This window comes from Rhizobium leguminosarum, from assembly GCF_002953715.1.
Classification (GTDB): domain Bacteria; phylum Pseudomonadota; class Alphaproteobacteria; order Rhizobiales; family Rhizobiaceae; genus Rhizobium; species Rhizobium leguminosarum_V.
Genome location: NZ_CP025012.1, coordinates 3,134,160 through 3,160,492, shown reverse-complemented (window position 1 = coordinate 3,160,492; position 26,333 = coordinate 3,134,160). Strand labels below are relative to the sequence as shown.

At 61.7% G+C, this 26,333-nt stretch carries 24 protein-coding genes; 13 read left to right on the top strand and 11 right to left on the bottom strand.

Annotated features, from left to right (window positions below):
* Positions 1 to 59: 59 nt before the first annotated feature.
* Positions 60 to 590 (bottom strand): TIGR00645 family protein, encoded by a 531-nt coding sequence (locus tag CUJ84_RS15975; protein ID WP_080686023.1) that lies wholly within the window; start codon positions 588 to 590, stop codon positions 60 to 62.
* Positions 591 to 848: 258 nt separating this feature from the next.
* On the opposite strand from CUJ84_RS15975, the gene CUJ84_RS15970 reads away from it, so the two are divergent.
* Positions 849 to 2,528: a formate--tetrahydrofolate ligase gene (locus tag CUJ84_RS15970; protein ID WP_027683543.1), complete on the top strand. Its 1,680-nt coding sequence runs from the start codon at positions 849 to 851 to the stop codon at positions 2,526 to 2,528.
* A 24-nt stretch (positions 2,529 to 2,552) separates the two neighbouring features.
* Here the strand turns inward: CUJ84_RS15970 and CUJ84_RS15965 are convergent, their stop codons facing one another.
* Positions 2,553 to 3,506 carry an extensin family protein gene (locus CUJ84_RS15965; protein WP_105006928.1) on the bottom strand — a complete coding sequence of 318 codons (954 nt, stop codon included), beginning with the start codon at positions 3,504 to 3,506 and terminating at the stop codon, positions 2,553 to 2,555.
* A 270-nt stretch (positions 3,507 to 3,776) separates the two neighbouring features.
* On the opposite strand from CUJ84_RS15965, the gene CUJ84_RS15960 reads away from it, so the two are divergent.
* The 6 genes from CUJ84_RS15960 to queF all read left to right on the top strand — a co-directional run bounded on the left by CUJ84_RS15960 (position 3,777) and on the right by queF (position 11,130).
* On the top strand, positions 3,777 to 6,032 hold the full coding sequence (locus tag CUJ84_RS15960) for a TonB-dependent hemoglobin/transferrin/lactoferrin family receptor (RefSeq protein ID WP_105006927.1): 2,256 nt from the start codon (positions 3,777 to 3,779) through the stop codon (positions 6,030 to 6,032).
* A gap of 266 nt (positions 6,033 to 6,298) precedes the next feature.
* Positions 6,299 to 8,488 carry an anthranilate synthase gene (locus CUJ84_RS15955; protein ID WP_105006926.1) on the top strand — a complete coding sequence of 730 codons (2,190 nt, stop codon included), beginning with the start codon at positions 6,299 to 6,301 and terminating at the stop codon, positions 8,486 to 8,488.
* A gap of 120 nt (positions 8,489 to 8,608) precedes the next feature.
* A complete protein-coding gene (locus CUJ84_RS15950; protein ID WP_003561395.1) occupies positions 8,609 to 8,848 on the top strand; it encodes a hypothetical protein in 240 nt (79 codons plus the stop codon).
* Positions 8,849 to 8,863: 15 nt separating this feature from the next.
* On the top strand, positions 8,864 to 9,535 hold the full coding sequence (locus tag CUJ84_RS15945; protein ID WP_105006925.1) for a DUF2161 domain-containing phosphodiesterase: 672 nt from the start codon (positions 8,864 to 8,866) through the stop codon (positions 9,533 to 9,535).
* Between the two features lie 216 nt (positions 9,536 to 9,751).
* On the top strand, positions 9,752 to 10,666 hold the full coding sequence (gene emfA, locus CUJ84_RS15935) for a CDF family cation efflux transporter EmfA (RefSeq protein ID WP_105006923.1): 915 nt from the start codon (positions 9,752 to 9,754) through the stop codon (positions 10,664 to 10,666).
* Positions 10,666 to 11,130: a preQ(1) synthase gene (queF, locus tag CUJ84_RS15930; protein ID WP_105006922.1), complete on the top strand. Its 465-nt coding sequence runs from the start codon at positions 10,666 to 10,668 to the stop codon at positions 11,128 to 11,130. The genes emfA and queF overlap by 1 nt, the downstream gene beginning before the upstream one ends.
* 124 nt (positions 11,131 to 11,254) lie before the next feature.
* On the opposite strand, the gene CUJ84_RS15925 is transcribed toward queF, so the two are convergent.
* A complete protein-coding gene (locus tag CUJ84_RS15925) occupies positions 11,255 to 12,016 on the bottom strand; it encodes a DUF2076 domain-containing protein (protein ID WP_105006921.1) in 762 nt (253 codons plus the stop codon).
* A gap of 328 nt (positions 12,017 to 12,344) precedes the next feature.
* Between CUJ84_RS15925 and CUJ84_RS15920 the strand changes: the two genes are divergently transcribed.
* From CUJ84_RS15920 to leuA, 3 genes are all read left to right on the top strand, one after another.
* A complete protein-coding gene (locus CUJ84_RS15920; RefSeq protein ID WP_003561390.1) occupies positions 12,345 to 12,929 on the top strand; it encodes an ATP-dependent Clp protease proteolytic subunit in 585 nt (194 codons plus the stop codon).
* Positions 12,930 to 13,090: 161 nt separating this feature from the next.
* Complete coding sequence (locus CUJ84_RS15915) at positions 13,091 to 14,320, top strand: benzoate/H(+) symporter BenE family transporter (RefSeq protein ID WP_105006920.1); 1,230 nt, start codon at positions 13,091 to 13,093, stop codon at positions 14,318 to 14,320.
* Positions 14,321 to 14,749: 429 nt separating this feature from the next.
* The gene (gene leuA / locus CUJ84_RS15905) at positions 14,750 to 16,519 is read left to right on the top strand and encodes a 2-isopropylmalate synthase (protein WP_105006918.1); all 1,770 of its coding nucleotides are present in this window, start codon (positions 14,750 to 14,752) and stop codon (positions 16,517 to 16,519) included.
* Positions 16,520 to 16,610: 91 nt separating this feature from the next.
* Here the strand turns inward: leuA and CUJ84_RS15900 are convergent, their stop codons facing one another.
* Entirely contained in the window at positions 16,611 to 17,120 is a 510-nt protein-coding gene (locus CUJ84_RS15900) for a winged helix-turn-helix transcriptional regulator (RefSeq protein ID WP_199788716.1), read from the bottom strand.
* Positions 17,121 to 17,125: 5 nt separating this feature from the next.
* Here CUJ84_RS15900 and CUJ84_RS15895 point away from each other — a divergent pair, with 5 nt between their 5' ends.
* Positions 17,126 to 18,106: a quinone oxidoreductase family protein gene (locus tag CUJ84_RS15895; protein WP_105006916.1), complete on the top strand. Its 981-nt coding sequence runs from the start codon at positions 17,126 to 17,128 to the stop codon at positions 18,104 to 18,106.
* A 56-nt stretch (positions 18,107 to 18,162) separates the two neighbouring features.
* On the opposite strand, the gene CUJ84_RS15890 is transcribed toward CUJ84_RS15895, so the two are convergent.
* From CUJ84_RS15890 to CUJ84_RS15875, 4 genes are all read right to left on the bottom strand, one after another.
* On the bottom strand, positions 18,163 to 19,008 hold the full coding sequence (locus CUJ84_RS15890; RefSeq protein WP_105006915.1) for an anti-sigma factor family protein: 846 nt from the start codon (positions 19,006 to 19,008) through the stop codon (positions 18,163 to 18,165).
* A 2-nt stretch (positions 19,009 to 19,010) separates the two neighbouring features.
* Positions 19,011 to 19,520, bottom strand: a complete 510-nt coding sequence (locus CUJ84_RS15885; RefSeq protein WP_003561380.1) for an RNA polymerase sigma factor — start codon at positions 19,518 to 19,520, stop codon at positions 19,011 to 19,013.
* A 186-nt stretch (positions 19,521 to 19,706) separates the two neighbouring features.
* Positions 19,707 to 20,267 carry a tetratricopeptide repeat protein gene (locus tag CUJ84_RS15880; protein WP_105006914.1) on the bottom strand — a complete coding sequence of 187 codons (561 nt, stop codon included), beginning with the start codon at positions 20,265 to 20,267 and terminating at the stop codon, positions 19,707 to 19,709.
* A gap of 159 nt (positions 20,268 to 20,426) precedes the next feature.
* The gene (locus CUJ84_RS15875) at positions 20,427 to 21,335 is read right to left on the bottom strand and encodes a metallophosphoesterase family protein (protein ID WP_105006913.1); all 909 of its coding nucleotides are present in this window, start codon (positions 21,333 to 21,335) and stop codon (positions 20,427 to 20,429) included.
* 73 nt (positions 21,336 to 21,408) lie between these two features.
* Between CUJ84_RS15875 and CUJ84_RS15870 the strand changes: the two genes are divergently transcribed.
* Positions 21,409 to 21,885, top strand: coding sequence for an NUDIX domain-containing protein (locus CUJ84_RS15870; protein WP_105006912.1), 477 nt, complete (start codon positions 21,409 to 21,411; stop codon positions 21,883 to 21,885).
* Positions 21,886 to 21,891: 6 nt separating this feature from the next.
* Here CUJ84_RS15870 and CUJ84_RS15865 read toward each other — a convergent pair whose 3' ends face one another.
* Positions 21,892 to 22,878 carry a glutathione S-transferase family protein gene (locus CUJ84_RS15865; protein WP_105006911.1) on the bottom strand — a complete coding sequence of 329 codons (987 nt, stop codon included), beginning with the start codon at positions 22,876 to 22,878 and terminating at the stop codon, positions 21,892 to 21,894.
* Positions 22,879 to 23,072: 194 nt separating this feature from the next.
* On the opposite strand from CUJ84_RS15865, the gene CUJ84_RS15860 reads away from it, so the two are divergent.
* The gene (locus CUJ84_RS15860; protein ID WP_105008207.1) at positions 23,073 to 23,636 is read left to right on the top strand and encodes a GNAT family N-acetyltransferase; all 564 of its coding nucleotides are present in this window, start codon (positions 23,073 to 23,075) and stop codon (positions 23,634 to 23,636) included.
* 205 nt (positions 23,637 to 23,841) lie between these two features.
* Here CUJ84_RS15860 and CUJ84_RS15855 read toward each other — a convergent pair whose 3' ends face one another.
* Both CUJ84_RS15855 and CUJ84_RS15850 read right to left on the bottom strand, forming a co-directional pair.
* Positions 23,842 to 24,258 carry a GNAT family N-acetyltransferase gene (locus CUJ84_RS15855; RefSeq protein WP_027683561.1) on the bottom strand — a complete coding sequence of 139 codons (417 nt, stop codon included), beginning with the start codon at positions 24,256 to 24,258 and terminating at the stop codon, positions 23,842 to 23,844.
* 4 nt (positions 24,259 to 24,262) lie between these two features.
* A complete protein-coding gene (locus tag CUJ84_RS15850; RefSeq protein ID WP_105006910.1) occupies positions 24,263 to 26,332 on the bottom strand; it encodes a hypothetical protein in 2,070 nt (689 codons plus the stop codon).
* Position 26,333: the final 1 nt, after the last annotated feature.

Sequence of the window (26,333 nt, the reverse complement as noted above, 5' to 3'; positions counted from 1 at the left end):
GCGCTGTTGTCTTGGGCGCTTGCTCGGTCAGCGGTCTGAAGGTGTCTTCGTGCCGGCCGTTAGCCCTTGTCTTTAAGATCATTCTTCGAGGTCACGCTCATCAGCTTCTCCAGGAAGCCGAGCATGACGGCGGAGGCGACGAAGGCGAGGTGCATCAGCGTGAGCCACATGATCTTGCCGTCCTCGTATTGGTCGGCGTTGAGAAAGACCTGCAGCAGGTGGATGGAGGAGATGGCGACGATCGAGGAGGCGACCTTGATCTTCAGGCTGCCTGAATCGAGCTTGCCGAGGAAGGAGACCTCGTTGTCGGCCTCGCTGGCCTCGTCGAAGCGGCTGACGAAATTCTCGTAACCCGAGATCATCACCATGACGATTAGGCTGGCGACGAGGGCTGCGTCGATCAGGCCGAGCATGGCAAGGATCATCTCCGCCTCGTCGAGTTCGAAAACGCCGGAGGCGATCTTCAGGAACTTGTAGGCGAAAGAAACGGCATAGACGGCGAGCGCCGCTACCAGGCCGATATAGAAGACGACGAGGATCCAGCGGCTCGACAGGATGATGCGCTCGATGATGAGTTCCAGTGATTTCATGTTTTCACCCTGTGAAGCCGCGATCGCTGACCGCCACATAAACGCCTAGCGCATCGACCTGAAAATCGAAACCGATTTTCGGGACGATGCGAGGATTGAAAGTGTTACAGCGTCCTTTGCGCGTCTGAAAAGACGCGCTGCGCTGTAAGCGCGGCGGCCGCGAGGCATGGTGCTATTCACACCTCGCCGATATTTCGCTATCCCGATAAAGGGAAAACAACCACTCCGCGCCTGCGGAGGTCGGGACGGGGGAAATTCATGCCAGCCATCAAATCCGATATCGAAATCGCGCGCGCCGCGGCTAAAAAGCCGATCTTCGAGATCGGGGCGAAACTCGGCATTCCGGTCGAGCAGCTCGTTCCCTATGGTCACGACAAGGCGAAGGTCAGCGCCGAGTTCATCGCCGCGCAAGCGGGCAAGAAGGACGGCAAGCTGATCCTCGTCACCGCGATCAATCCGACACCGGCGGGCGAGGGCAAGACGACGACCACCGTCGGGCTCGGCGATGGGCTGAACCGGATCGGCAAGAAAGCCGTTGTCTGCATCCGCGAGGCCTCGCTCGGGCCCTGCTTCGGCGTCAAGGGCGGCGCGGCCGGCGGCGGTTATGCGCAGGTCGTGCCGATGGAAGACATCAACCTGCATTTCACCGGCGATTTCCATGCGATCACCTCCGCGCACAATCTGCTGGCGGCGATGGTCGACAACCACATCTACTGGGGCAACGAAGAGAATATCGACATCCGCCGCATCACCTGGCGGCGGGTGATGGACATGAACGACCGGGCGCTCAGAAGCATGGTCTCCTCGCTCGGCGGCGTCGCCAACGGTTTCCCGCGCCAGGGCGGGTTCGACATCACCGTCGCCTCCGAGGTGATGGCGATCCTCTGCCTCGCCACCGATCTCAAAGATCTGGAGCGGCGGCTCGGCGACATCATCATCGGCTATCGTTTCGACAGGACGCCGGTGCATGCGCGCGACCTGAAAGCCGACGGCGCCATGGCGGTGCTCTTGAAAGATGCGATGCAGCCGAACCTGGTGCAGACGCTGGAGAACAACCCAGCCTTCGTGCATGGCGGGCCCTTCGCCAATATCGCCCATGGCTGCAATTCTGTGACGGCGACGAAGACGGCGCTGAAGCTCGGCGATTATGTGGTGACGGAAGCAGGCTTCGGTGCCGATCTCGGAGCCGAGAAATTCTTTGACATCAAATGCCGCAAGGCCGGGCTAAAGCCGGACGCGGCCGTCATCGTCGCAACCGTCAGGGCGCTGAAGATGAATGGCGGGGTGAAGAAGGAAGATCTCGGCACGGAGGATGTCATAGCGTTGAAGAAGGGCTGCGCCAATCTGGGCCGGCACGTCGCCAATGTGCGCCGTTTCGGCGTGCCCGTCGTCGTGGCGATCAACCATTTCGTTTCGGATACCGACGCCGAGATCGCGGCAGTCAAGGAGTTTGTCTCGAGACTCGGCGCGGAAGCGATCCTCTGCCGCCACTGGGCGCTGGGTTCGGCCGGCATCGAGGACCTGGCGCACAAGGTGGTGGAACTGGCCGAATCCGGGCAGGCGAAATTCCAGCCGCTTTACGGCGACGACCTTTCGCTGTTCGAGAAGATCGAGATCGTCGCCTCGAAGATCTACCACGCCGGCGAGGTAACGGCCGACAAGGCGGTGCGCGACCAGCTGCAGACATGGGAGGAGCAGGGTTACGGCAATCTGCCGATCTGCATGGCGAAGACGCAATATTCCTTCTCCACCGATCCGAACCTGCGCGGCGCGCCGGAAGGCCACATCGTCACGGTGCGAGAGGTGCGGCTTTCGGCGGGAGCCGGCTTCGTCGTCGCCATCACCGGCGAGATCATGACGATGCCCGGCCTGCCGAAATCACCCTCGGCGGAACGGATTTTCCTGAACGACCAGGGCTATATCGAGGGCTTGTTCTAATCCACTCACTGCTTGCCGTGATGATTAGTGGCAATAGCGATAGCTACCCTTCCTCTCAATCACGTCGAGATGGAAATGCGTCTCATGGGCGGCGTCGCTTTCCGGGTCGAGGACGGTGGTGAAGTAGAGGCAGCCGGCGGCGCTGACAGTGCGCTGGAAGGCGCCGGTGAGCGTCGGATCCTCGCGGCGGGAGCGGACGGCGACATCCTCGCCCTTTTCGAAATGGAAACTCGCAATGTCGATGGCGTTGCCGCGGGCGTGTTCGGAGATCTTGCCCGTTTCGGCGCTGTTGCGCAGCCGGCAGATATAGGCAGACGCCTGGTTGACGGTGGTGATGCGGCCCTGCTCCGGCAGAGCGGTGGAAGCGGCAGGGATGACGCTCTCCTTCATCCAGCGGGCAAGGGCAAGCGCTGCCGGGCAACGGATCGTCGCCTCCGGCTTCAGCTTGATGCCGGGCAGAGCTTCGGAGACGATGATCGGCTTGTCGATGCCACAGCCATTGCCGTCGTCGATGCGCGGCGTGTCCTTGAAGACGACGCCGAGCGCCTGAAGCGCGGCCGTGCACTCGGCGTGCTCGGCATCGCTTTCGGGCTCGATCGTCAGATGCTGTTCCTCAAGTGTTTGTGCTGCGGGGGGCTTGTTCTCCTCAGTCGGGGCCTGCGGGTTTTCATTGCCAGGGGGAAGTGGCGGTCCCTGCATCGGTTTGACGGGTTCGGTTTTCGGTGTCGCCGGTTCGTTCGGTGTCGATGTCTCTGGTCTTTGGGTCTCTGGTTTTTGAATGTCGGGCTTCGGTTCAGGAGTGGGCATTTCTGCGGCCGGCGGCGGTTGTGTGCCTTCGGCATTTGAATCGGGGGTGGGTGCGGACGTGCCATCTATATCCGGCCTTTGCTGTGGCAGAGGACCGTGAACGGGCAGGCGGGCACCGGCAAGAACGGCGGTTGCGGCGAGAAGGATCGCCAGTATCGCAAGTTTTCTCAACGCATCCGATTCCCTGGTGTCGATAGCTAGGGATAACGCAAACGGGCGGATTTCGTTGCAATTTCGCAACGTCCGGGGAGATCATTAAAACTTGATGATTTTATTCAACATAAATCGCCGCTTTATGTTGACAATACTTCTCATGTTTTTTATGCGGCAAAAAGAAGGCGGAACTCTGCATCGTCTTCATCCGCAAAAGCCCAGCCAGCCCCTCGAGCGTTCGACGCGCCACGACCAGCCAGCCCGGTAATCATCATTAAGGGGTAGGTTATGATCGTCCGGCATTGGCGCTCGGTTCTATTGGTCTGCACGGCAGCCACAGTTGTTCTTCCTGTTTCGCAGTCTTTCGCGCAAAGCGCTACGGCAACCGAGCCGCAAGCCACGGCGGAGGACAGCACTGTCCTGCAGAAGATCGTCGTCAAGGGCAAACGCGCGGCACCGGGCAGCGTCGCCGACACGCCGCTGGCGACCGAGATCACCGCCAAGCAACTCGAAGAAAAGCAGGTCACCAATTTTGACGATATCGGCCGCAGCGTCGATGCAGGTGTGAACTATTCGCGCGGCGACGCAGGCTTCAACCTGCGCGGCCTTTCCGGCGCTCGCATCCTGACCACCATCGACGGCATTCCGATACCTTATATTTCGAACAGCGCGCGCCAGGGTGCCTTTGCGCCGGCCAACGCCAACGGCGGCGGAGACACCTTCGATTTCGATTCACTGTCCTCGCTCGATATCGTGCGCGGCGCGGATTCGAGCAAGGGCGGTTCCGGCATGCTCGGCGGCGCCATCGTTCTCAATACGCTGGAGCCGGAGGATCTTATTCCAGAAGGCCGCGACTGGGGTGCGATGGTCAAGTCGACCTATGACAGCGAAGACCGCAGCATTTCCGGCTCGGCCGCCGCTGCCAAGAAGATCGGCAACACGTCGATCCTCTTTCAGGGCGGCTACCGCAAGGGCCATGAACGCGACAATATGGGCGACAACGACAGCTACGGTGCTCTTCGCACCGAGGCGAATCCGGCTGATTTCGATCAGAACAACCTGCTCTTCAAACTACGCCAGGAGCTGGAAGGCGGCCATCGCATCGGCTTGACAGCGGAACGATTCCGCCGCGATCTTAAGACCGACCTGCGCCAACTCCAGGGAGGCACCAGTCCTCGCAACTTCATGATCGACAATTATGACGGTCGCGAACTGCGTGACCGCGATCGCGTATCGCTCGATTATGATTATGAAGCGCAGTCCTCCGACGCGTTCTTCAGCAGTGCGCGTGCCACGCTCTATTGGCTGGATTTGAAGAAGGAAGCCGGCAGCAGGGGCCGTACGACCGCCAATGTGGCCTATGGACGTAACAACGAGATTGAAAACGAAACCTGGGGCTTCAGTGGCACGGCAACGAAGGATTTCGAATATTCCGGTCTCAGCCACTCCGTTCGGGTGGGCCTCGACGTCGGCGTTTCGAGCTGGAGCCAGTATAGCTGGGCCCTTTGCCCGACATCGACGACCTGCCCGTCGCTGAACAACCAGGCGGAAGTGCCCGACGTCGACAGCCAGAATCTTGGGCTTGTTGTCGAAGACAAGATCGAAATCGGCAATACCGGCTTCGCGCTGACACCCGGCTTCCGCTTCGACTGGTTCAACTACAATCCCTCGACCGGCGGGAGTTTCGCAAGCAATACCGGGCTTACCCGTTTCGGGGATCTGCGCGACCGAACGGAAGCCGGCCTGTCACCGAAGATTCTTGCGACATACGACCTGATGCCTGACGTGCAGCTCTACATGCAGCTGGCAGTCGGCTTCCGCGCACCCACCGTGGACGAACTCTACAGCCGCTTCTACAACCCGACGGGCCGCTACGCCCAGCTCGGCAATCCCGATCTGGAACCCGAAATCGGCCGCGGCGTCGAAATCGGCGCTAATTTTGACACGGGCGATTTTACCGGTCGGGTCGCGGCCTTCCACACCCGCTACCAGAACTTTATCGAGACGGTGACGAGCGTCGACGCGACCGGCTTTACGGAATTCAACTACACGAACGTGTCTGCGGCCACGATCTCCGGTATTGAAGCCAGCGCCGCCAAGACATTCAATAACGGCATCAATCTGCATGCGTCACTTGCCTATGCATATGGCAGAAATGAAGAAACCACTCAGCGCCTGCGCTCGGTGGCACCGTTCAAGGCGATCGTCGGCGGCGGCTGGAGCAACGAGAATTTCGGCTTCGATCTTTCTTCGACGCTTTCGGCGGGCATGCTCACCGACCATCTTGATACGCCCGTCACCAACACCACCGACACGACCTTCGATGCGCCCGGCTACGCGATCGTCGACCTGACCGGCTGGTGGACGCCGGACCAGGTGCCGGGCCTGCGCGTGCAGGCAGGCGTCTACAACATCTTCGATCAGGAATATTTCAACGCGCTCGCCGTGCGCGATGTCAACCCGATCTCGACGGCGTCGCAGCCGCGCGATTGGTATTCTGAGCCTGGCCGCACATTCAAGATCTCGCTGACCAAGACCTTCTGATCGCGATCACGCCTTCAAGGCTGGGGAAGGGCGGCTTTCGGGCCGCCCTTTTTCATTCCCGCATTCGCCTCTTGCGCAATGGCTGATCTCAGGCTAACAATTTTTCCATGATCAAGTCCTTGAACATTGCAGTTTGGTGGTGGGTTCGCTAAGGCGGCCTCGACCAATCGTGTTCAAAGACGACGAGTGAGCCGCCCGAAACTTCGAGGCGGCTTTTTTTGTTTTATGGCCGCCTGTCGTCCGGGCCCCGATAACGGAGTGGAACAATGGTAACGATCCTGCGGGATGATGGTGCGGAAATCTACGAGACCAAGGGCGGCATATCAGTCACGCGGCAGCGGCGGGCGATCCCCTACGGCGATGCGGTCTCTTCCTATGTCGACAAGCTCGACGAGCGCCGCGGTGCGGTGTTTTCGTCGAACTACGAATATCCGGGCCGCTATACGCGCTGGGATACCGCCGTCGTCGATCCGCCGCTCGGCATCTCTTCCTTCGGGCGTGACGTCTGGATCGAGGCCTATAATGAACGCGGTGAGGTAATCCTCGGCTTCGTGACCGAACGGCTGAAGACGGTGTCCGACATCGTGCTCGGCGCTTCCTCCGCCCGTCGCCTCGACCTCACCGTCAAGACGCCGGACCGGGTGTTTACCGAGGAAGAGCGCTCGAAGATGCCGACGGTCTTCACCGTGCTGCGCGCCGTCACCGACCTGTTTTATTCGCAGGCGGATGCGAGCCTCGGGCTCTATGGCGCCTTCGGATACGACATTGCCTTCCAGTTCGATGCAATCGATCTGAAGCTGACGCGGCCCTCCGACCAGCGCGACATGGTGCTCTACCTGCCGGACGAGATCCTCGTCGTCGACAATTATGCCGCCAAGGCCTGGGTCGACCGTTACGACTTCGAAAAAGGCGGCGTGTCGACCGAGGGCAAGGCCCAGGATATCGCGGTGGAGCCCTTCAAGCACACGGATGCCATTCCGCCGAAGAGCGATCACCGGCCGGGCGAATATGCCGAGCTCGTCACCAAGGCGAAGGAAAGCTTCCGCAAGGGCGACCTCTTCGAAGTCGTTCCCGGGCAGAAATTCATGGAGCGTTGCGACAGCAAGCCGTCCGACATTTCCAAGCGGCTGAAGGCGATCAATCCGTCGCCCTATTCCTTCTTCATCAATCTCGGCCATCAGGAATATCTGGTCGGCGCCTCGCCCGAAATGTTCGTGCGCGTTTCCGGCCGTCGCATCGAAACATGCCCGATTTCGGGCACGATCAAGCGCGGTGACGATCCGATCGCCGACAGCGAGCAGATCCTGAAGCTCCTGAATTCCAAGAAGGACGAGTCCGAGCTCACCATGTGCTCGGATGTCGACCGCAACGACAAAAGCCGTGTCTGCGAGCCGGGTTCGGTCAAGGTCATCGGCCGCCGTCAGATCGAGATGTATTCGCGCCTCATCCACACGGTCGACCATATCGAAGGGCGGCTGAGGGACGACATGGACGCTTTCGACGGTTTCCTCAGCCACGCCTGGGCCGTCACCGTTACCGGCGCTCCGAAGCTCTGGGCAATGCGTTTCATCGAGAGCCATGAAAAAAGCCCGCGCGCCTGGTATGGCGGGGCGATCGGCATGGTCGGCTTCAATGGCGACATGAACACCGGCCTGACGCTGCGCACCGTGCGCATCAAGGATGGTATCGCCGAGGTGCGCGCCGGCGCGACGCTGCTCAACGATTCCATTCCTGAGGAAGAAGAAGCCGAAACAGAACTGAAGGCCTCCGCCATGCTTTCCGCCATCCGAGACGCCAAGACCGGCAATTCCGGCAGGATCCAGCGCGACGTCGCGAGCGTCGGCAAGGGCGTCAGCATCCTGCTCGTCGATCACGAAGACAGCTTCGTCCACACGCTCGCCAATTACTTCCGCCAGACGGGGGCGACGGTTTCGACCGTGCGCACGCCGGTGCCGGAGGAAATCTTCGACAGACTGAACCCGGACCTCGTCGTGCTGTCGCCCGGACCCGGGACGCCCAAGGATTTCGACTGCAAGGCGACGATCAAGAAGGCGCGGGCGCGCAACCTGCCGATCTTCGGCGTCTGCCTCGGCTTGCAGGCGCTCGCCGAAGCCTATGGCGGGGAACTGCGTCATCTGGCGCTGCCGATGCACGGCAAGCCCTCGCGCATCCGCGTGCTGGAGCCAGGCATCGTCTTCTCCGGCCTTGCCAAGGAGGTGACGGTCGGCCGCTACCACTCGATCTTCGCCGATCCCTCGACGCTGCCGCGCGAGTTCATCATCACGGCGGAAAGCGACGACGGCACGATCATGGGTATCGAACACGCCAAGGAACCGATCGCCGCGGTGCAGTTCCATCCGGAATCGATCATGACGCTCGGCGGCGATGCCGGGATGCGGATGATCGAAAATGTCGTGGCGCATCTGGCACGCAAGGTGAAGACGAAGGCTGCCTGACCGCAATTTCGCCTGGCCCTTCCTGCTGGGGAAGGGCCGGCCATTGGGTCGTCGGGCCGCGACTTGACTTCTTCCGGCAAATCAGAACATTTCAGGAACGATCAATTGGAACCTATCGCCGTGGCCAATGCTGAAAAGTTCATCGTTCTCCCTTACCGCAAGAACCGTGGCAATCTCGTGCCCGGAGAAATGCGCCAGGCATCGAACTCCGTCAGCGCGGAAAAGATCGCTTCGGCGATGGCTGAGCGTTTCGTCGGCGTGGCGGCCTATGCCGTGATCGTCGACGAGGAAACCGGCGACATGTCGTCGCCGCGATTGCTTGCACGATATGGCGAGATTGCCGATCTCAACGCCGCCTGAGGCGCCGTTTTCACCATGGAGACGTCGCTCTACCTGCCGGTCAAAGCTTTCCTGGAGGCGGCCGGTTATGTCGTGAAGGGCGAGGTCGGCGGATGCGATCTCGTCGGCTTGAGCGATGCCGAGCCGCCGGTCGTGGTGGTCTGCGAATTGAAACTCTCCTTCAACCTCGAACTGCTTCTCCAGGCGGTCGATCGCGCGGCGATGAGCGATGAAGTCTGGATTGCGGCCCGGGTTTCCGCCAAAGGCCGCGGCCGAGAGGCCGATAGACGCTACCGCGACCTCTGCCGGCGGCTCGGTATCGGCATGCTCGGCGTCTCCGACGGCGGCGAGGTCAGCGTTATCGTCAGTTCCGTCTCGCCGATGCCGCGCACCAATCCGAAGCGGCGCTCGCGCCTCGTCAAGGAGCATCAGCGCCGCCGTGGCGATCCCGCCATCGGTGGCGGTTCGCGGGCGCCGATCATGACCGCCTATCGCCAGCAGGCGTTGCTCTGCGCCTCAGCACTCGATGGAGGGCTCAAGCGACCGCGGGAGATGAAGGCGCTTGTGCCCAACGCCGGCCCGATTCTGCGCGACAATGTCTACGGATGGTTCGAGCGGATAGAAAAGGGTGTTTACGCCCTGACGGCTGCAGGGCAGGCTGCTCTGCTGCGCTGGCCGCAGCCTGTCCTTGCTGATCTGGCTCCCTGAGCCGGCGTAGTAGCGGGCATCGGGGATCGCTCGGCGAGGGCCGCTTTCCGGCCAAGGTCGGCAACGCCTGTGAACGGCGTGTCATTCCCCTTTGACAAATCCTCCATCATCGCCCATATCACCCTGAACTGAACCGCCTGCGCGACATTCGCGTGGGCGGTTTTGCGTTTCAACGGCTTGAAAGCTGCAATTCATTCGCAACCGCAGGGGAACGATATGAGTGACAACGGCGATCTTACGGTTCGGAAGCTGGCGATGTGGGGGATTCCGCTGTCGCTCGGAGTCATGGGTCTGAAGATGGTGGCGTGGTGGGTCACCGGATCGGTGGCGCTGCTGTCGGACGGGCTCGAATCATCGGTCAATGTCGTTGCCGCCTTCATTGCCTTCTTCGTCATTCGCTATGCGCAGAAGCCGGCCGATCACGACCATCCCTTCGGCCATCATAAGGCGGAATATCTGTCTGCCGTCACCGAGGGCGTGCTGATCGTCGTCGCCGCCCTGTTGATCGTCAACGAGGCGGTTGGTTATCTCGCCGAGCCGCGCATGCTGGATGCACCCGTGCTCGGCCTTGCAATCAATTTCGCGGCCGGTGTCATCAATGCGATCTGGGCGCGGTTGTTGATCAGAGCGGGACGCAGACATCGCTCGGCAGCGCTGATGGCGGATGGGCAGCACATCATGTCCGACGTCGTGACCTCCGTCGGTGTTCTCGTCGGCCTGCTGCTGGCGCTGGCAACGGGTTATGCGATCTTCGACCCGGTGCTTGCCATTCTCGTTGCCGTCAACATCCTCTATCAGGGCTGGAGGGTGATCTCGCAATCGATTGGCGGGCTGATGGACCAGGCGGTCGAGCCGCAGGAGGAGGAGGCGATCAAGCAGGCGATCGCCACCCATGCGGCGGGCTCGATCGGCGTGCATGACCTGAAAACGAGGCGGGCGGGCACCGTCACCTTCATCGATTTCCACATGGTGGTGCCCGGCGGGATGTCGGTGCGGCAAGCGCATGATATATGCGACCGCCTTGAGGATGCCATCAGGGCGGTGCACGAGGGCGCCACTATCGCAATTCATGTGGAGCCGGAGGGCGAAAAGGCTCACGGCATCCGCGTCAAAGTCGTCAAGGAGGCATGATGCCGAGTACCGATGTTTCCAGCCTGTCGATGCTGGGTCAGCAGACCGAAACCGCACAATCGCCGGAGGAGGCGGTGCTTGAAAAAGTGCCGTCCAACCATACCGGCACCGATTACGTCGTGCGCTTTACCGCGCCGGAATTCACCTCGCTCTGCCCGATGACCGGGCAGCCGGATTTCGCCCATATCGTCATCGACTACATTCCGGACGAATGGCTGGTGGAATCGAAGTCGCTGAAGCTCTTCCTGCATTCCTTCCGCAATCACGGCGCTTTCCACGAGGATTGCTCGGTCTATATCGCCAAGCGTATCGTCGAGCTGCTCGATCCCCGGTGGCTCAGGATCGGCGCCTACTGGTATCCGCGCGGCGGCATTCCGATCGACGTCTTCTGGCAGACGGGCAAGCCGCCGGAAGGCGTGTGGCTGCCGGAGCAAGGCGTTGCCACCTATCGCGGTCGTGGGTGAGCCGCGGTCGGGCAAAGCCCGAGCAATCGATCCAGTGAATCGATTGCAGCGGCGAACGCCCTGAGCCTAGAGCGAAGGGCCGGGCAACGGTGCGGCAATCGCTGCCATCTCTACCCGCTAAATCTCACACATCCGTCGTGTCGTCGCCGGACGAGTCGTCGTTGTCGTCGTAATCGGCCTGCTGGATATTGTCGTTGTCCTTGTCATCGGCTGTGTTGTCGGAGGCCTGGCGGGTGTCGTCATTGCCGTAATAATTGTTGATGACGGTTTCTTCGGTCGGTGCGCTGGCATTGCCGAAGGGGTTGGCGCCAAAGGGCGAGCCCCAGCCGAGCGAGGACATGTGGTTGCCGAAGATGCCGCTCAGCGAATTTGCAAGCAGCATGCCGCCGGCAACGCCCGCCGCCGTGCCGAGCGCGCCACGCAAGAAGCTGCCGCCGGCCGCCGGCGCATAAGCCTGCTGGGTCCACGGGCCGGTCGGCTGCTGCGGCATCTGACGGACATCGCCGCCGCGGGTATCGTCATATTGCGACTGAGAGGCTTGGCGCGGCGCGCTGCCCCAGGGACCGGGGACGGGTGCCGACTGCTGCGTCTGGCTGGTGCCGAAGATTGAGCTTAGGAAGCCGCCGCCCTGTTCGGCCTGACGGTGTTCGCTCTCGCCGGTTTCCAGCTGGCGGACACGCTCTTCGAGTTCCTTGATGTGGTTGGCGGCCGCCTCCAGCCCCTTTTCCTGAACGATGACGGCCTGGGCCAGATAGTAGGTAGCGGAGGGCTGTTCGCGCGTCGCCTGGTCGATCAGGGCCTCGGCGTCGCGGTCGCGCGGTGTGGCCGCGGCGGTGCGCACGCGGTCGAAGAGGGCGGTCAGCAATTGGCGTTCTTCGGGTGACATTGTCCTGCCTCCTAATGATCTAGAGCGCCGCGCGTCCGACAGGACGCGCTAAGGACGCTCTATCAATTTAAAACTGCGCATAATCCCGACAATCGATTCGATTGTCGGGATTATGCACTGGCGGCGTTTGCCGCGTGAGGGCTGAGGTAGGAACCGATTTAGGCTTTTCAAAGCCTTTCGCCGTTACAATTCAGTAAGGCTTGCAGAACGGCGCGCGGCTTCTTAAGGATATCTCCATCGCTTCGGTGCCTTGTGTTTTTCCCGCATTGTTTTAGGCATTGAGTCGCACTATGTGCGAGGAACCCGAATTCATCTCCAAGAGGTTCGAATGAACGACGAAGACCAGGACGACAAGACGAAGGAACTGCCGCTCGGCAAGGAAACGGAGGCGAATCTTTTCAAGTCGCGTTCGATCTTCATCTACGGACCGATCAATCAGGAATTGGCGCAGAAGGTCTGCTCGCAGCTTGTGGCGCTTGCCGCGGCCAGCGACGAGGACATCCGCATCTATGTCAATTCGCCCGGCGGCCACGTCGAATCCGGCGATTCCATTCATGACATGATCAAGTTCATCAAGCCGAAGGTCTGGATGATCGGCACCGGTTGGGTCGCCTCCGCCGGCGCACTGATCTATGTCGCCACTCCGAAGGAGCGGCGCCTGTGCCTGCCGAACACGCGCTTCCTGCTGCATCAGCCCTCCGGCGGCACGCGCGGCATGGCATCCGACATCGAAATCCAGGCGCGCGAGATCATCAAGATGAACGAGCGCCTGAACAGGATCATGGCAGCGGCCACCGGCCAGCCGCTCGACAAGATCGACAAGGATACGGATCGCGACTACTGGCTTTCGGCCGAAGAGGCGAAGGAGTATGGCCTCGTTTCACGGATCGTGACGTCGCAGGCCGATATCTGAGTTTTCTCAGCCAAGCTGCCAAGAACCCGCCCTTGCCTGCCGATCGCAGGTGAGGGCGTTCTGTTTTCGGATAGTGCTTGAACGGAGATGATCTCCTAGCGGCAAGGTCTGAACGGAAAGCACTGAATCCAGACTTGCGCCTGCGGCAACCATCATGCTCCATGCGCCATTCGCGCAGCTCGAGTCCCGCCATGCTCAAAGATTTTTCCGTCCAAGCCCTGTTCATGGGGCTGCTGACCGCCTTCGTCGGTTCCGCCAGCTCCTTCGCCGTTGTGCTGCACGGGCTGCAGGCGGTCGGCGCCACGGATGTACAGGCGGCTTCCGGGCTGATGGCATTGTCGATTTCCATGGGCGTCTGCGCGATCGTGCTGAGTGCCGTGACCCGATTGCCGGTCAGCATCGCCTGGTCGACACCGGGTGCCGCACTGCTGGCAAGCACCGGGGCGATCGAGGGCGGCTTCAATGCGGCGGTCGGGGCATTCCTAATCTGTGCTGCGCTGATTATCGTTGCGGGACTGTTCAAGCCGCTCGGGCGAGCGGTTGCCGCCATTCCGGCACCACTCGCCAATGCGATGCTCGCCGGCGTGCTGATCGGTCTCTGCTTCGCGCCGGTGAAGGCGATCGGCTTCAATCCGCTGTTCGGTCTGCCGATCGTCGTTGCCTGGATCGTCGTCGGCGCCTTCAAGCGGCTTTGGGCGGTGCCGGCAGCACTCGCGGCCTTCGTGCTGGTGCTCGCCTTCGGCGTCGATATCCCAGACGGTGCGCTCGGCTCGCTGGAACAATCACTGGTGCCGACGGTGGAGATCGTCCGGCCGGTGTTCAATCTTGCCGGCCTCGTCTCGATTGCGCTGCCGCTCTTCATCGTCACCATGGCCTCGCAGAACATTCCGGGTATCGCGGTGCTGAAGGTCAACCACTACGATCCGAAGCCCGGTCCGCTCTTTGCCGTCACCGGCTTCTTTTCGCTGCTGTCGGCGCCGTTCGGTGGCCACGCGGTCAATCTGGCGGCCATCACCGCGGCGATGTGCGCCGGACAGGACGCCCACGCCGATCCCAAGCGGCGCTATTGGGCGTCACTGATCGCCGGCGTCGGTTATATCATTCTCGGGCTGCTCGCCGGCGCGGTGACGGCCTTCGTCGCGCTCGCGCCTTCGATCCTGATCGAGGCGGTAGCGGGGCTGGCGCTGGTTGGAGCCTTCTCGTCCTCGGCGATGTCGGCCTTCCAGGCGCCGGACTCGCGCGAGGCGGCGGCAATCACCTTCCTCGTCACCGCCTCCGGCGTTTCCTTCGGCGGCATTTCCGGTGCCTTCTGGGGCCTGATCGCGGGTGGGCTAATGCTGGCGCTGTCGCGGCTGGTGAATATTTGGAAAGACCGAGCTCAGTCGAGGTAACGGAAGGTCGTTGTGCTCTTCAAATGCCAGATCCTGGCGCTTTCCAGCAGCTCCGCCGGCAGCAGCTGCGCCGTTGGTCGAATGTTGGCGGCGGCCAAAAGCCGGACAAGGACTTGCCAGCTTTACCGTCCGAGGCTATAAGCGCGGTCATGAAGACCACTGGCGCCAGAATTTCTGACACGATTGCACGCGGCCGCATCGCCCTGCGTGACAATACGCGCGCCCTGACCTCGCTTCTTCTCCTCGGCCTTACGCGCGGTTGCCGGGTCCTTTGAGGAGCGCCCGGCGGCCGTAAGCCCGCCCGGCCATCGCTCCTCGCGACTCACTTTCAAAATTGACCTAATGACCGACAAGGTCCGCATTTGTTTATCGCCAAGCCCGACGTGATCGGCTAAGAGCGGGCAAATGCCGGGACGAGGAGACGATACGATGGACGCGAAGACGCAATCCTCCCAAAATAAGGTGGCCTCCCCAAATAAGATGGCCCCCACAAACAAGACGGCCCCCGCAAAAGGCATGCCCGACGCCGGGCTGAAATACCGGGCCTATCCGCAGGTGAACATTCCCGACCGCACATGGCCGACCAAGACCATTACCAAGGCACCGGTCTGGTGCTCGGTCGACCTGCGCGACGGCAACCAGGCGCTGGTCGACCCGATGGGCCACGATCGCAAGGCGCGCATGTTCCAGCTGCTGATCGAGATGGGCTTCAAGGAAATCGAGATCGGTTTCCCCTCGGCTTCACAGACCGATTTCGACTTTGCCCGCTGGTGCGTGGAGGAGGGCAATGTGCCCGACGACGTTTCCCTGCAGGTGTTGGTACAGTGCCGCCCGGAACTCATCACCCGCACCTTCGAAGCACTGGAAGGCGCAAACCGGCCGATCGTGCACTTCTACAACTCCACCAGCGAGTTGCAGCGCCGCGTCGTCTTCGCCAAGGATGTGCAGGGGATCAAGCAGATCGCCGTCGATGCCGCCAAGATGATCAGCGATATGGCCGAGAAGGCCGGCGGCGGTTACCGTTTCGAATATTCGCCGGAGAGCTTCACCGGCACCGAACTCGATGTGGCGCTGGAAATCTGCAACGCCGTCATCGAGGTCGTCAAGCCGACGCCCGATAACAAGTTGATCATCAACCTGCCGTCGACGGTCGAGATGGCGACGCCGAACGTCTATGCCGACCAGATCGAATGGATGTGCCGCAACCTCGACAATCGCGAGAACCTGATCGTTTCCCTGCATCCGCATAACGACCGCGGCACAGGGATCGCTGCTGCCGAACTGGCATTGCTGGCAGGCGCCGACCGCGTCGAAGGCACGCTGTTCGGCAATGGCGAGCGTACCGGCAACGTCGACATGGTGACGATGGCGCTGAACATGTTCACGCAAGGCGTCGATCCCGAGATCGACTGCTCGAATATCGAACGCATCAAGGAAGTGTTCGAATATTCGAACCAGATGGCGATCGGCGAGCGTCATCCTTACGTCGGCGAGCTGGTCTATACGGCCTTCTCCGGCTCGCACCAGGATGCGATCAACAAGGGTATGAAGGCAGCACAGGTCGCCAATCATCCCGTGTGGGAAGTCCCGTACCTGCCGATCGACCCGCGCGATGTCGGTCGTTCCTACGAGGCGATCATCCGCATCAACTCCCAGTCCGGCAAGGGCGGTATCGCCTATATCCTGCAACAGGATTACGGGCTGAACCTGCCGCGCAACCTGCAGGTGGAATTCCGCGAGGATATCCAGCGCATCACCGACGTAGAGGGCAAGGAGCTTCCGTCCCGGCGCATTTACGACCGCTTTATCGAGCGCTACGTGACGCAGCCGCAAGGGCGCCTGCGCTTCGTCGACCATCACACCTATCCTGACACGGAGCACAAGGGCCAGCGGATCGTCGCAGCCGAGATCACCGACAATGGGGAGATCAAGCGCATCGAAGGGCGCGGCAACGGCCCGATCGACGGCTTCATCAATGCGCTGTCGCATTATCTCGGCGTCGAGATGTCGGTCGAGGACTATTCCGAGCATTCGCTCCAGCATGGTTCGAACGCAGCGGCGATCTCCTATGTCGAGACCTCCTATCCCGGCGGCAAACTCTTCGGCGCCGGCATCAATACCAACATCGTCGCGGCGTCGCTGGAAGCGATCGTCTCGGCCGCCAACCGCGTGCTCGAGGTGAAGGCTGGCAAGGCCTGATCTCGGAAGTTCTCAGGCCGTGATCGCACTACTGCATAATTCTTTAAATCGGAATCGATTTAAGGATAAAATTATGCAGCAATTCAAAGTGTTACAGCGCCCTATGCGCGTCTGAAAGGACGTGCGGCGCTGTAGCGCGGCGCGGCCTGACGATGCAGTCGGCGATCTCGCCGGCTTCATTTCGCGCCTCTGCGTGGCGCTGGCCCCATTGGCAGAGCGCCAGCAACACCGGTTCGAGACCGAGACCGAGTTCGGTCGCGCTGTATTCGACGCGGGCGGGGACTTCGGCGAAGATCTGGCGGGCGACCAGCCCGTGCTCCTCCATCTCGCGCAGCTGCTGGATCAGCACCTTCTGGGTGATGGCGGGCATCATCCGCTTCAGCTCCGAAAGACGCTTCGGGCCGGAGAAGACGTAATAGAGGATGACGGGCTTCCAGCGTCCGGAGATCACCTTCAGCGCGCGCTCGACCGGCAGCTCGGGGAGTCTTTTCATCGGCTCAGCCATGGTCACCTCCTGGTGGGTAGGGCACGAAAGAGTGTGTATTTTTGCCGGATATCCTATTGCTAAACCTGCCCCACGCCAATCAGACGTGAGGTTCATTTGCCATGAAAGCCGTTCAATTCACTCGCTTCGGTCCGCCCGATGTCCTCGAGCTCGTGGAACTGCCGGTTCCCGAGCCGGGGCCGAGCGAGGTTCTCGTCCGCGTCCATGCGGCGGGTGTCAATTTCTTCGAGGTGTTGATGCGGGCCGACCGCTATGCCGTAACGCCCGACCTGCCGATGTTTCCCGGTGTCGAGGTCACGGGTATAATCGAGCGAGCAGGGCCTGGTGCCGACCGCTCGCTCATTGGCAAGCGGGTTGCTGTTCCTCTCTTCGCGATCGGGCGCGGTTCGGGCGGTTATGCCGAGTTCGTCGTAGTCGATGGCGGGGCGGTGGTGCCCCTGCCGGATGCGGTCTCCTTCGAGGCGGCTGCCGGGCTGATGGTGCAGGGGTTGACGGCGCTGCAGCTTCTACGCCGCAGTCCTGTGAAAGGCAAAATCGTTCTCGTCAACGCCTCAGCCGGCGGTGTCGGTTCGCTCCTCCTGCAGCTTGCAAGACGCGACGGGGCGAAGGTGGTGATCGCAGCGGCGAGCAGTGACGAAAAGAGGGCGCTTTGCCTATCTCTCGGCGCCGATCATGCGGCCGATTATACGGCGCCCGGCTGGCAGGAGGACGTCAAGAGGCTGACCGGAGGGCGCGGCGCGGATATCATCTATGAAACCGTCGGCGGCGCGTTTTCAAGGGCGGCGCTCGATGCGCTGGCGCCTTGCGGCGAGCTGGTGCTGGCGGCGATGGGGCGGTTCGGGCTTGAGGCGGCCGATGTCGAGCACATGCTTGATGACAATCAGTCAATCAAGGGATTTTCGTTATTGCCGCTGCTGACGCCTCAGTGTGTGCGGGAGGATCTTGCTGGGCTCTTCGAGCTTGCCGCGGCGGGTGCCCTGACGGTTATCGACGGCGGTCGTTTCCCACTGCATCAAGTGGCGGAAGCGCATCGCGCCATCGAGGAGCGGAGGGCGGTCGGCAAGGTGGTGCTGGTGCCTTAAATCAAAGAAGGCGAGCACGACGCCGTGCGAAACCGCTCGTCATCATGCTCCGGCAATCAGATCGCGGTGGCGATCTCCATGGCGAGCTGGCCGAGCGTTGCTTCGGCGGAGGGGCCGGCAAGCACATAGGAGGTGCCGGCATTGTGCCAGGTCACGAGGCCGATCTCGTCCTTGATCGTTTCCTTGAAGTCGTCGGTCTCCGGCGGCTGCGCGTCCTTGCGGAAGCAAATGGAGATGATGTCGCCGTCGGAATTAGAATAGACGAGCTGTCCGACAGGGCGGCTGTCGCCAAGGATGACGCGCGCGCCCTGGAAGGTCCAGGCTTCGGCGCTCAGATCCGGCACGCGGAAGGGCACGCCGATCGCCGTCGTCAGCCAGCTGGAGATTTCCTCGGCCTGCGAGGCGGGCACTTCGACGAGATGACGGGGTTGGCGGATCAGCAGGCGCTGATAGGCGGTGACGTCGCCCAGCCAGTCGCTGGTATTGGCCGGTGCCGCATTGGTGGTAGCCGTGGTGGCAATCTCGTCGGCATCCGGGGCGGTGCCGACGAAATAGCCGATACCGCAACCGACGGCAAAGAGAATGAGGGCGGCGGCCAATGCCTGCGGGCCGCTCGGCGCCAGTTTCACCTGCGGGCGCGTGGCCCGCTGGGCGATCGACGTTTTCGGCAGTTGCGTGCTCTTGATGGAACGGACGAGGGCGAGCGGCACCGGCTCCTTCAGGATATCGTCCAGGCGGCGGCGGCCGAAATCAGCCCCGTGGCGCAGCTGCTCATGCAGCCGGCGCGCATTCTCGTCGCTTGCCAGACGCTGCTCCAGTTCGTGCCTCTGTTCGGGCGAGACTTCGCCGTCGAGAAGGGCGGTAAGCTGGGCTTCGAGCGGCAATTTCCTAAGATCGAGCAAATTCAGAACCTGTGGATCGGGTGGGTGCCGGCAAGCCCGGCGAATTGCAGTCTTGCGGTGGCGAGCTGCGAGACGACGTTTGCCACCGGAATGCCCATGATATCGGCCGCCTGCTGATAGCTGTGGCCTTCGACGTCGACAAGCAGGAACATGCTGGAAACGCCATCCGGCATATCGGAAATCATGTGATGGATGGTGTCGGGATCGACCGCTGCCGAACGTTCGCGCGCGGCCTCGCGAATATCGGTGACGTTGCCGCGGACGGAAGCCTTCGGCTTGCGCTTGCGGTTGTCGTCGGTCCATTGCTGGCGGGCAAGCGTGTAGATCCAGCTTTCCAGCCGGCCCTCGCCGCTCCATTGATGACCCTTGGCGATGGCGCGCTGACAGACGGCCTGAACGAGTTCATCGGCCACAGCAACCTCACCCGCGAGCGTGATCGCGAAGCGGCGAAGGCGGGGCAGGAGGCCGACGAGATCACGCCGGAGATCGATGGTCGTTGCGGGCTGACGCATTGTCTATCCAAGAAGCATTCACAATGGTTTCGCGGACGAAGGGTTCGCCCTCGGCGCGAAGCCGACATGGTTGGCGCCGGCGATACATGTGCTTTATGAAACAAGTCTCCTGCACTTCGCAAGCATCCGGTCGTCTTCATCCCTCTTTCCCAAGGGATTTTCGTATTGTGGCCCGCAAAGCTTGCGTCAATATGTCTTGTAGCCGTTCAAGCTTTGCAGCAGAGCGCGATAGGCCCAGGTGCCTTCGCCGCCGCGATCACGGATTTCGACAAGCTGGACGCGGGCGCCCTGGATGTCTCCCTGCTCCACCAGCGCCATGCCCATGTAGGAGCGGGCGAGGATGTAATTCTCATCCGCCTGCAGCGCCTTGCGGTAATAGGACATGCCGAGTTCCATGCGGCCGGCCTTGCGGTTGGCGTAGCCGAGATAGTTCAGGATGCGCGGGTCGTTCTGGTTGCGGGCAAGATTGAGCACGGTGATGGCATTGTCATACTGGCCGGCATAGGCAAACTCGCGGGCGAATTTGTAGAGATCGTCGTCGTTGAAGCTGCTCTTCTTCGGGTTGACACATTCCTTCTTGGCCTTGTCCCAGACCTTGCCGCCGGTGCAGGTCTTGGTCGTCTGGGTCTTCGGCGGCGGATTGGTGTCATCGTTGTTGTCGCCGACCGCGAAAGCGGCCGTGGCGATGCCGAAGGCAAAGCCGGCGGCGAGCGAAAGTCTGGACAGGTGACAGAAAGAAGAAGTCATCGGCGCGCTCCGTTCTCAGGCAATGCAGTTGCTCGAATTGTACGCTTACCACTAAAAATACCAAGAGGGTAAGCAACCTCCATGGCAAATGTTGCGACGGTGGGCCAATCTCCTCGCAGATCGATTCAAGTGCTATACAAAAAGAGTCAGGAGCCGGCGCTAAGGCGCGAAAATATCGGCGCTTTCCGGCATCACCGCATCGCCGGCCCTGTTAAGGCTGAAGCGCTCGCCGCTGAGCTCCCAGGCGCCGGGAGAGCCGTCGATGGAGAAGAGGTTGTAGGCGGCGGGCGGCTTGATGCTGCCCGGTCCCTGCGAGGCTGACGCGATGCCGACGACCGGCACTGGCTGCACCTGGCCGCGCAGCCAATGCAGCGTGTTCAGGTGCGTATGGCCGTGCAAGACGAGTTCGGCGCCGCCCGTCGAAATCACGGCAGCGAAGCGGCGGATGCCGATCATCCGTTTGTAGAAGGCCGTGGCACCGCGGATCGGCGGGTGATGGATCATGACGACGCGGAAGAGACCGGCTTCGCCAGCCGCACGCAGTATGTTGACAGTATCGCGGGCCTGTCGCGCGCCGAAAAAGCCAGAGGCGGCGAAGGGAGGGGTGGCGACCGCCGTCGAACAGCCGACAATCGCGACTTTGCCGCGGACGCGCAGATAGGGGAAGATATGGCGGTCGTCCTGCCATTGCGGCGGGCCCAGATCGCCGCGGACATAATCGTACCAGGCGCGCATCGACTTCTCATAGGCGCCTGGCACATAGGCGTCATGATTGCCGGGAACGACTGACGTGTCCGCAGGATCGCCGAGCGCGCGCAGCCATGCAGCGGCGGCGCGAATCTCAATACCGCTCGCCAGATTGACGAGGTCGCCGGTGACGGCCACGTGATCGGCCTGCTGGGCGCGGATGTCGTCGAGCAGCAGATCCAAGGTGCTGCCGAAAAGGTGCTTGCGTCGATTTCGATGCCAGTTCACAAAGCCGGTTATGCGTTTTGAAAACAGCTCCTGAATGGAAAGACTGGGCAACGGCCCAAGGTGGACGTCGGAGATATGCGCGAGCTTGAACATGTTACGAGACATAGACCAGCTTATTGACAAATCAAACACATCGGGCGCGATGAAGAGCTGAAACGGAGCGATAGTGGATAAAGAGAACAGGCCCCTCTACACGAGACTGGCGTTGCGCCTGCTGCATGTCTATTTCAGTTTCGTCCGCAGCATGACCGTGGGCGTGCGGGCTGCCTGTTTCGATGCAGACGGACGCATCTTTCTCGTGCGCCACAGCTATATCGGCGGCTGGCATATGCCGGGCGGCGGGCTGGAGCGCAACGAGACGGTCGAGGAAGCGCTTGTCAAGGAACTGCGCGAGGAGGGCAACCTCAGGATCATCGGCAAGCCGCAGCTGATCCAGGTCTATTTCAATACCACGACCACAAGGCGCGACCATGTCGTCTTCTACCGGGCGATCGTCGAGCAGACGGCGCCGCGGCCGCCGGACTGGGAGATCTCCGACTGCGGCTTCTTTTCCCTCGACAGCTTGCCCGAGGGCACGACCAAGGCGACGCATCGCCGCCTCGCCGAGCTTCGCGGCGAGCAGGAGCCCGATCACCGCTGGTAAGAAGCATCAGGCGGCATTTAGCCTGGCGCGGCCATGCGGACTATCGAGATCGAGCGCCGGGCCGACGGGAACGACGCCGGTCGGATTGATCGTCTTGTGGCTGCGGTAATAGTGTTCCTTGATGTGCTTCAGGTTCACCGTCTCCGAAACGCCCGCCGTCTGGTAGAGATCACTGAGATAGTTGTGCAGGTTAGGATAGTCGGCGGTGCGGCGGATGTTGCACTTGAAATGGCCGACATAGACGGCGTCGAAGCGTACCAGCGTGGTGAACAGGCGCCAGTCAGCCTCGGTCTGCCTGCTGCCGAAGAGGTAGCGGCCCTTGCCGAGGCGTTCATCGAGCATGTCGAGCGTTTCGAACAGCTTGCCGACATTTTCTTCATAGGCTTGCTGGGTGGTGGCAAAGCCGGCCTTGTAGACGCCGTTGTTGACGGTGTCGTAGATGGTGGCGTTCAGTGCATCGATTTCGGAGCGAAGGTTCTCGGGATAGTAATCGGTCGTCGAGCCGGTCAGCCCGTCGAAGGCGCTGTTGAACATGCGGATGATCTCGGCGGATTCGTTGCTGACGATCGTGCCGGTTTTCTTGTCCCAGAGGACGGGAACGGTGACGCGGCCGGAATAGTGCGGATCGGCCCTGACGTAGATCTGCCAGAGCGTGGCTGCGCCGAAGAGGTGATCGCCGGTGGCGCCGTCGCCGAGCTTAAACTCCCAGCCGTTCTCGACCATCAGCGGATCAACGACCGAGACGGAAATCAGCTCTTCCAGCTTCTTCAGCTTGCGGAAAATCAACGTGCGGTGCGCCCAGGGGCAGGCGAGCGAGACATACAGATGATAACGCCCGGCCTCGGCCTTGAAGCCGCCGTTGCCGGAAGGGCCGGCCTCACCGTCTGATGTCACCCAATTGCGGAATTGCGAGGGTTGCCGCTTGAAATGGCCCTTGCTCTCCTTCGTGTCGTACCAGACGTCATGCCAGACGCCGTCCACCAGCATTCCCATGGTCTTCATTTCCTTGATTGCGTGTTGGAACGGAAGATATCGCAGATGGCAGGGCTTTACAGGCAGCAAAGATTGAACAGTGCGTCACGTCGCGCATTTTGCGTTGGACGGCGGAAATTTTTCCTGCTATCGGCCTTTTCACGATTTTCGGACCCCTACCTGATGTTCATTTCCAGAAACCCGCGACGACGCTGATGCTCCCGAACGCCCAAGGCGTGTTCGAGACCCATCAATCTGTCCATCCGGTTTCTGTCATCATGTACAAGCACGATCTCGTCTACCTCACTGAAGACGCGTCCCACGACGCCGCCATCGAACACATCAACGAAGAAGCCTTCGGTCCGGGTCGCTTCACGCGCGCTGCCGCGCGCATCCGTGAGCAGGGACCGCATGACCTGTCGCTTTCCTTCATCTGCACCGATAACGGCGAGACGATCGCCTCCGTGCGCATGACGCCGGTACTGGCCGGTACAGTGAAGGGCCATCTGCTCGGCCCGCTCGCCGTCCGCCCCTCTCACAAGAACAAGGGCATCGGCCGGGAACTGGTGCGGATCGCGGTGGAGGCTGCAAGACGCAAGGGCTCGGAAGCTGTCATCCTCGTCGGCGACCCGCCCTATTACGGACCGCTCGGCTTCGAGAAGGTCGCCCACAACGCGCTTTCTTTTCCAGGCCCGGTGGATCCCCGCCGTGTGCTCGTCGTTCCGATCGCTGAGGGCGTGCATGAGCGGCTGAAAGGCACGATCGCCTGGCGCGAATGATTTAGAGCGCCGTGCGTCCTTTCGGACGCACAAAGGACGCTCTAACGCTTTCAATCCTCGCATCGTGCTTTCCGAAAATCGATTCCGATTTTCGGGCCGATCCACTAGAGCAATTCCAGGAAAAGTGCGAAGCGGTTTTCCGTCCGGAATTGCGTAAAAACAAAAGGATAGAGCGGTTCCGCGCTTCCGTAAAAGCTGAACCGCTCTAGAGGCTTTTCCGGAGGAAGCTGCGCGTGCGGCCTTCCGGGAAATCCTTAAGCTCTCCGAAAATCTCATAACCCTGACGCAGATAGACGCTCAAAGCCTGAGGGCTGAACGTGTCGATCCAGGCGCCGCGGCACCCCCGCGCCCTGGCTTCTTCTTCCGCTTTTGCGAGGATATTGCCCGCGATACCGGTGCCGCGCAGCGTATCGGGAATATAGAGCATCTGGGTGAAGAGCCAGCCCCAGGCGGTAAAGCCCGAAAGACCGCCGGTCACCTTACCGTCGGTATCGCGGATGAGGACCGCAAGCGGCCGGCGATCCGAGGGGCCGACATCGCTGTTGTTGAAGGCCGAGAGCGCATCGGTGATCGCCGCGAGTTCTTCCGGCGAGGGCGAAGCGGTCAGCTCGAATTCCGGCATGAGATTATCGTCCTTCGCGCCACCACATGGCGCCGAAGGCGAGCAGCAGGATGCCGACGCCGGCGAACCCGGCAAAGAGCGGCAGCGTGTTGATGCCCTTCAAGACCGTCTCGCTGGTCATGCGGATCATCATGCGATCGTTGTCGGAGACGCGCACCTGGCCGCGTACCGGCAGGATCGGCGGCACCGAGATCGCGCCATTTGCATTGGAGACGCGGGCGACGAGACCCTTGCTTCTGTCGGCGACTGGTTGCAGCACATCGGTCGTCGAGATCATCGCCTTGAATTCCGGCGCGTCGACGGCGCCGATATGGACAAGCGTCGACAGCCTGCCGTTGCGGATTTCGAAGAGGCCGATCTCGTCCATCCTCTTCTCGGCCTTGTAGAGGCCCGGTTCGGACTGGGTGAGCGGCAGGGTTTCGGTCTTGCCGGAGGGGTAACGCACGGTGGCGTTGCCGGGATTGTCGCCGATCGTCTGGCGCGTGACCTCAAGGGTCCGGCCAGAAGCGCGCGCCGTCAACGCTTCTTCCTCGAGCGCTGGCTCCTTCATCAGCCAATGGGCGATACGGCGATAGAGCGAAACGTTCGGACCGCCGCCTTCGAAGCCGCGCGCCCAGAGCCAGCCCTGATCGGAAAGCAGCATGGCGACGCGGCCCTGGCCGGCGCGGTTCAGCACCAGCAGCGGGTGGTTGTCGGCGCCGAGCATGATCGTTTCGCCCTGCGGCCGGTCGACATCGACGCTGCGGAACCAGCGGCCCCAATGCGGCGGGTCCTCGCCCGAGCCGTCGAGGCCGCGCGTGACGGGATGTTTGCGGCCTTCCTCGGAGAGGCGCGGATAGAAGGCCTTCTCGATCATCTCTCCGGTGGGCGTTGCCGGCAGGACCGAGGAAAGTGGCGTCAGTGCAATGGAATCGGGGCCGGCGTGCTCAGGACCGGCGGCGATCAGCAGCGCGCCGCCATTGTCGACATATTGCGCGATGTAATCGTAATAGAGCAGCGGCAGCACGCCACGGTGCTGGTAGCGATCGAAGATGATCAGGTCGAAATCCTTGATCTTGTCGACGAAGAGCTCACGCGTCGGGAAGGCGATCAGCGACAGCTCGTTGATCGGCGTGCCGTCCTGTTTTTCGGGCGGACGCAGGATGGTGAAGTGGACGAGATCGACCGACGCATCGGATTTCAGCAGGTTGCGCCAGGCGCGCTCACCGGCATGCGGTTCGCCGGAGACAAGCAGGACGCGGAGATTCTGGCGGATGCCGTCGATGACGTGGACGGCACGGTTGTTGGCGGTGGTCACTTCGCCAGGAAGCGCTGCGACCGAGAATTCGAGCACATTGCTGCCGCCACCCGGAACCTTGAAGGAGAAGGGCGTATCCTGCCCGGGTGTTGCCTGCAGGGTGGCGATCTCGTCACCATTCAGCTTCACCGTGACATCGGCCGTACCGCCGGGGCTCGGGCCGTCGTCGAAGACGCGCAAGATCACCTGCTGCTCTTCGTTGACGATGCCGAAGCGCGGCCCCTTGATGACTTCGATGCGGCGATCGAATTCGTTGGGCTTGCCGGTCACGAGGCCATGGATCGGCGCGTCGAAACCGAGCGCCTGATTAGCGGCCGGAACATCATGGACTTCACCGTCGGTTAGCATGATGGCGCCGCCGATACGGGCGGGCGGGACGTCGGCGATGTTGGCCGACAGCGCGTCGAACAGGCGCGTGGACGGCACGTCGGAATTGACGTCGCCTTCGACATCGACGAAGCGGGGCTCTATCTGGGGGAAACGCGCGAGCTGTCCCTTCAAGGCCGCAAGCGCATCGTCGGTCATCTTGACGCGATCGGGCGTCTGCTGGCTCTGGCTTCGATCGACAAGCACCGGGACGATCGTCGACAACTGATCCCGGTCTTCCTGCAGGAGCACAGGATTGGCAAGGGCGGCCAGCATGGCGAGCGCTGCCAGCGTTCTGATCCAGGCGCCGCGAATGCCGCGCCAGATCGCGAAGGCGGCGATAACAGCGCTGACGACCGCAAGTGCAGCCAGAACCGACCAGGGCAGGAAGGGCGAAAAGTCGAACGTCATC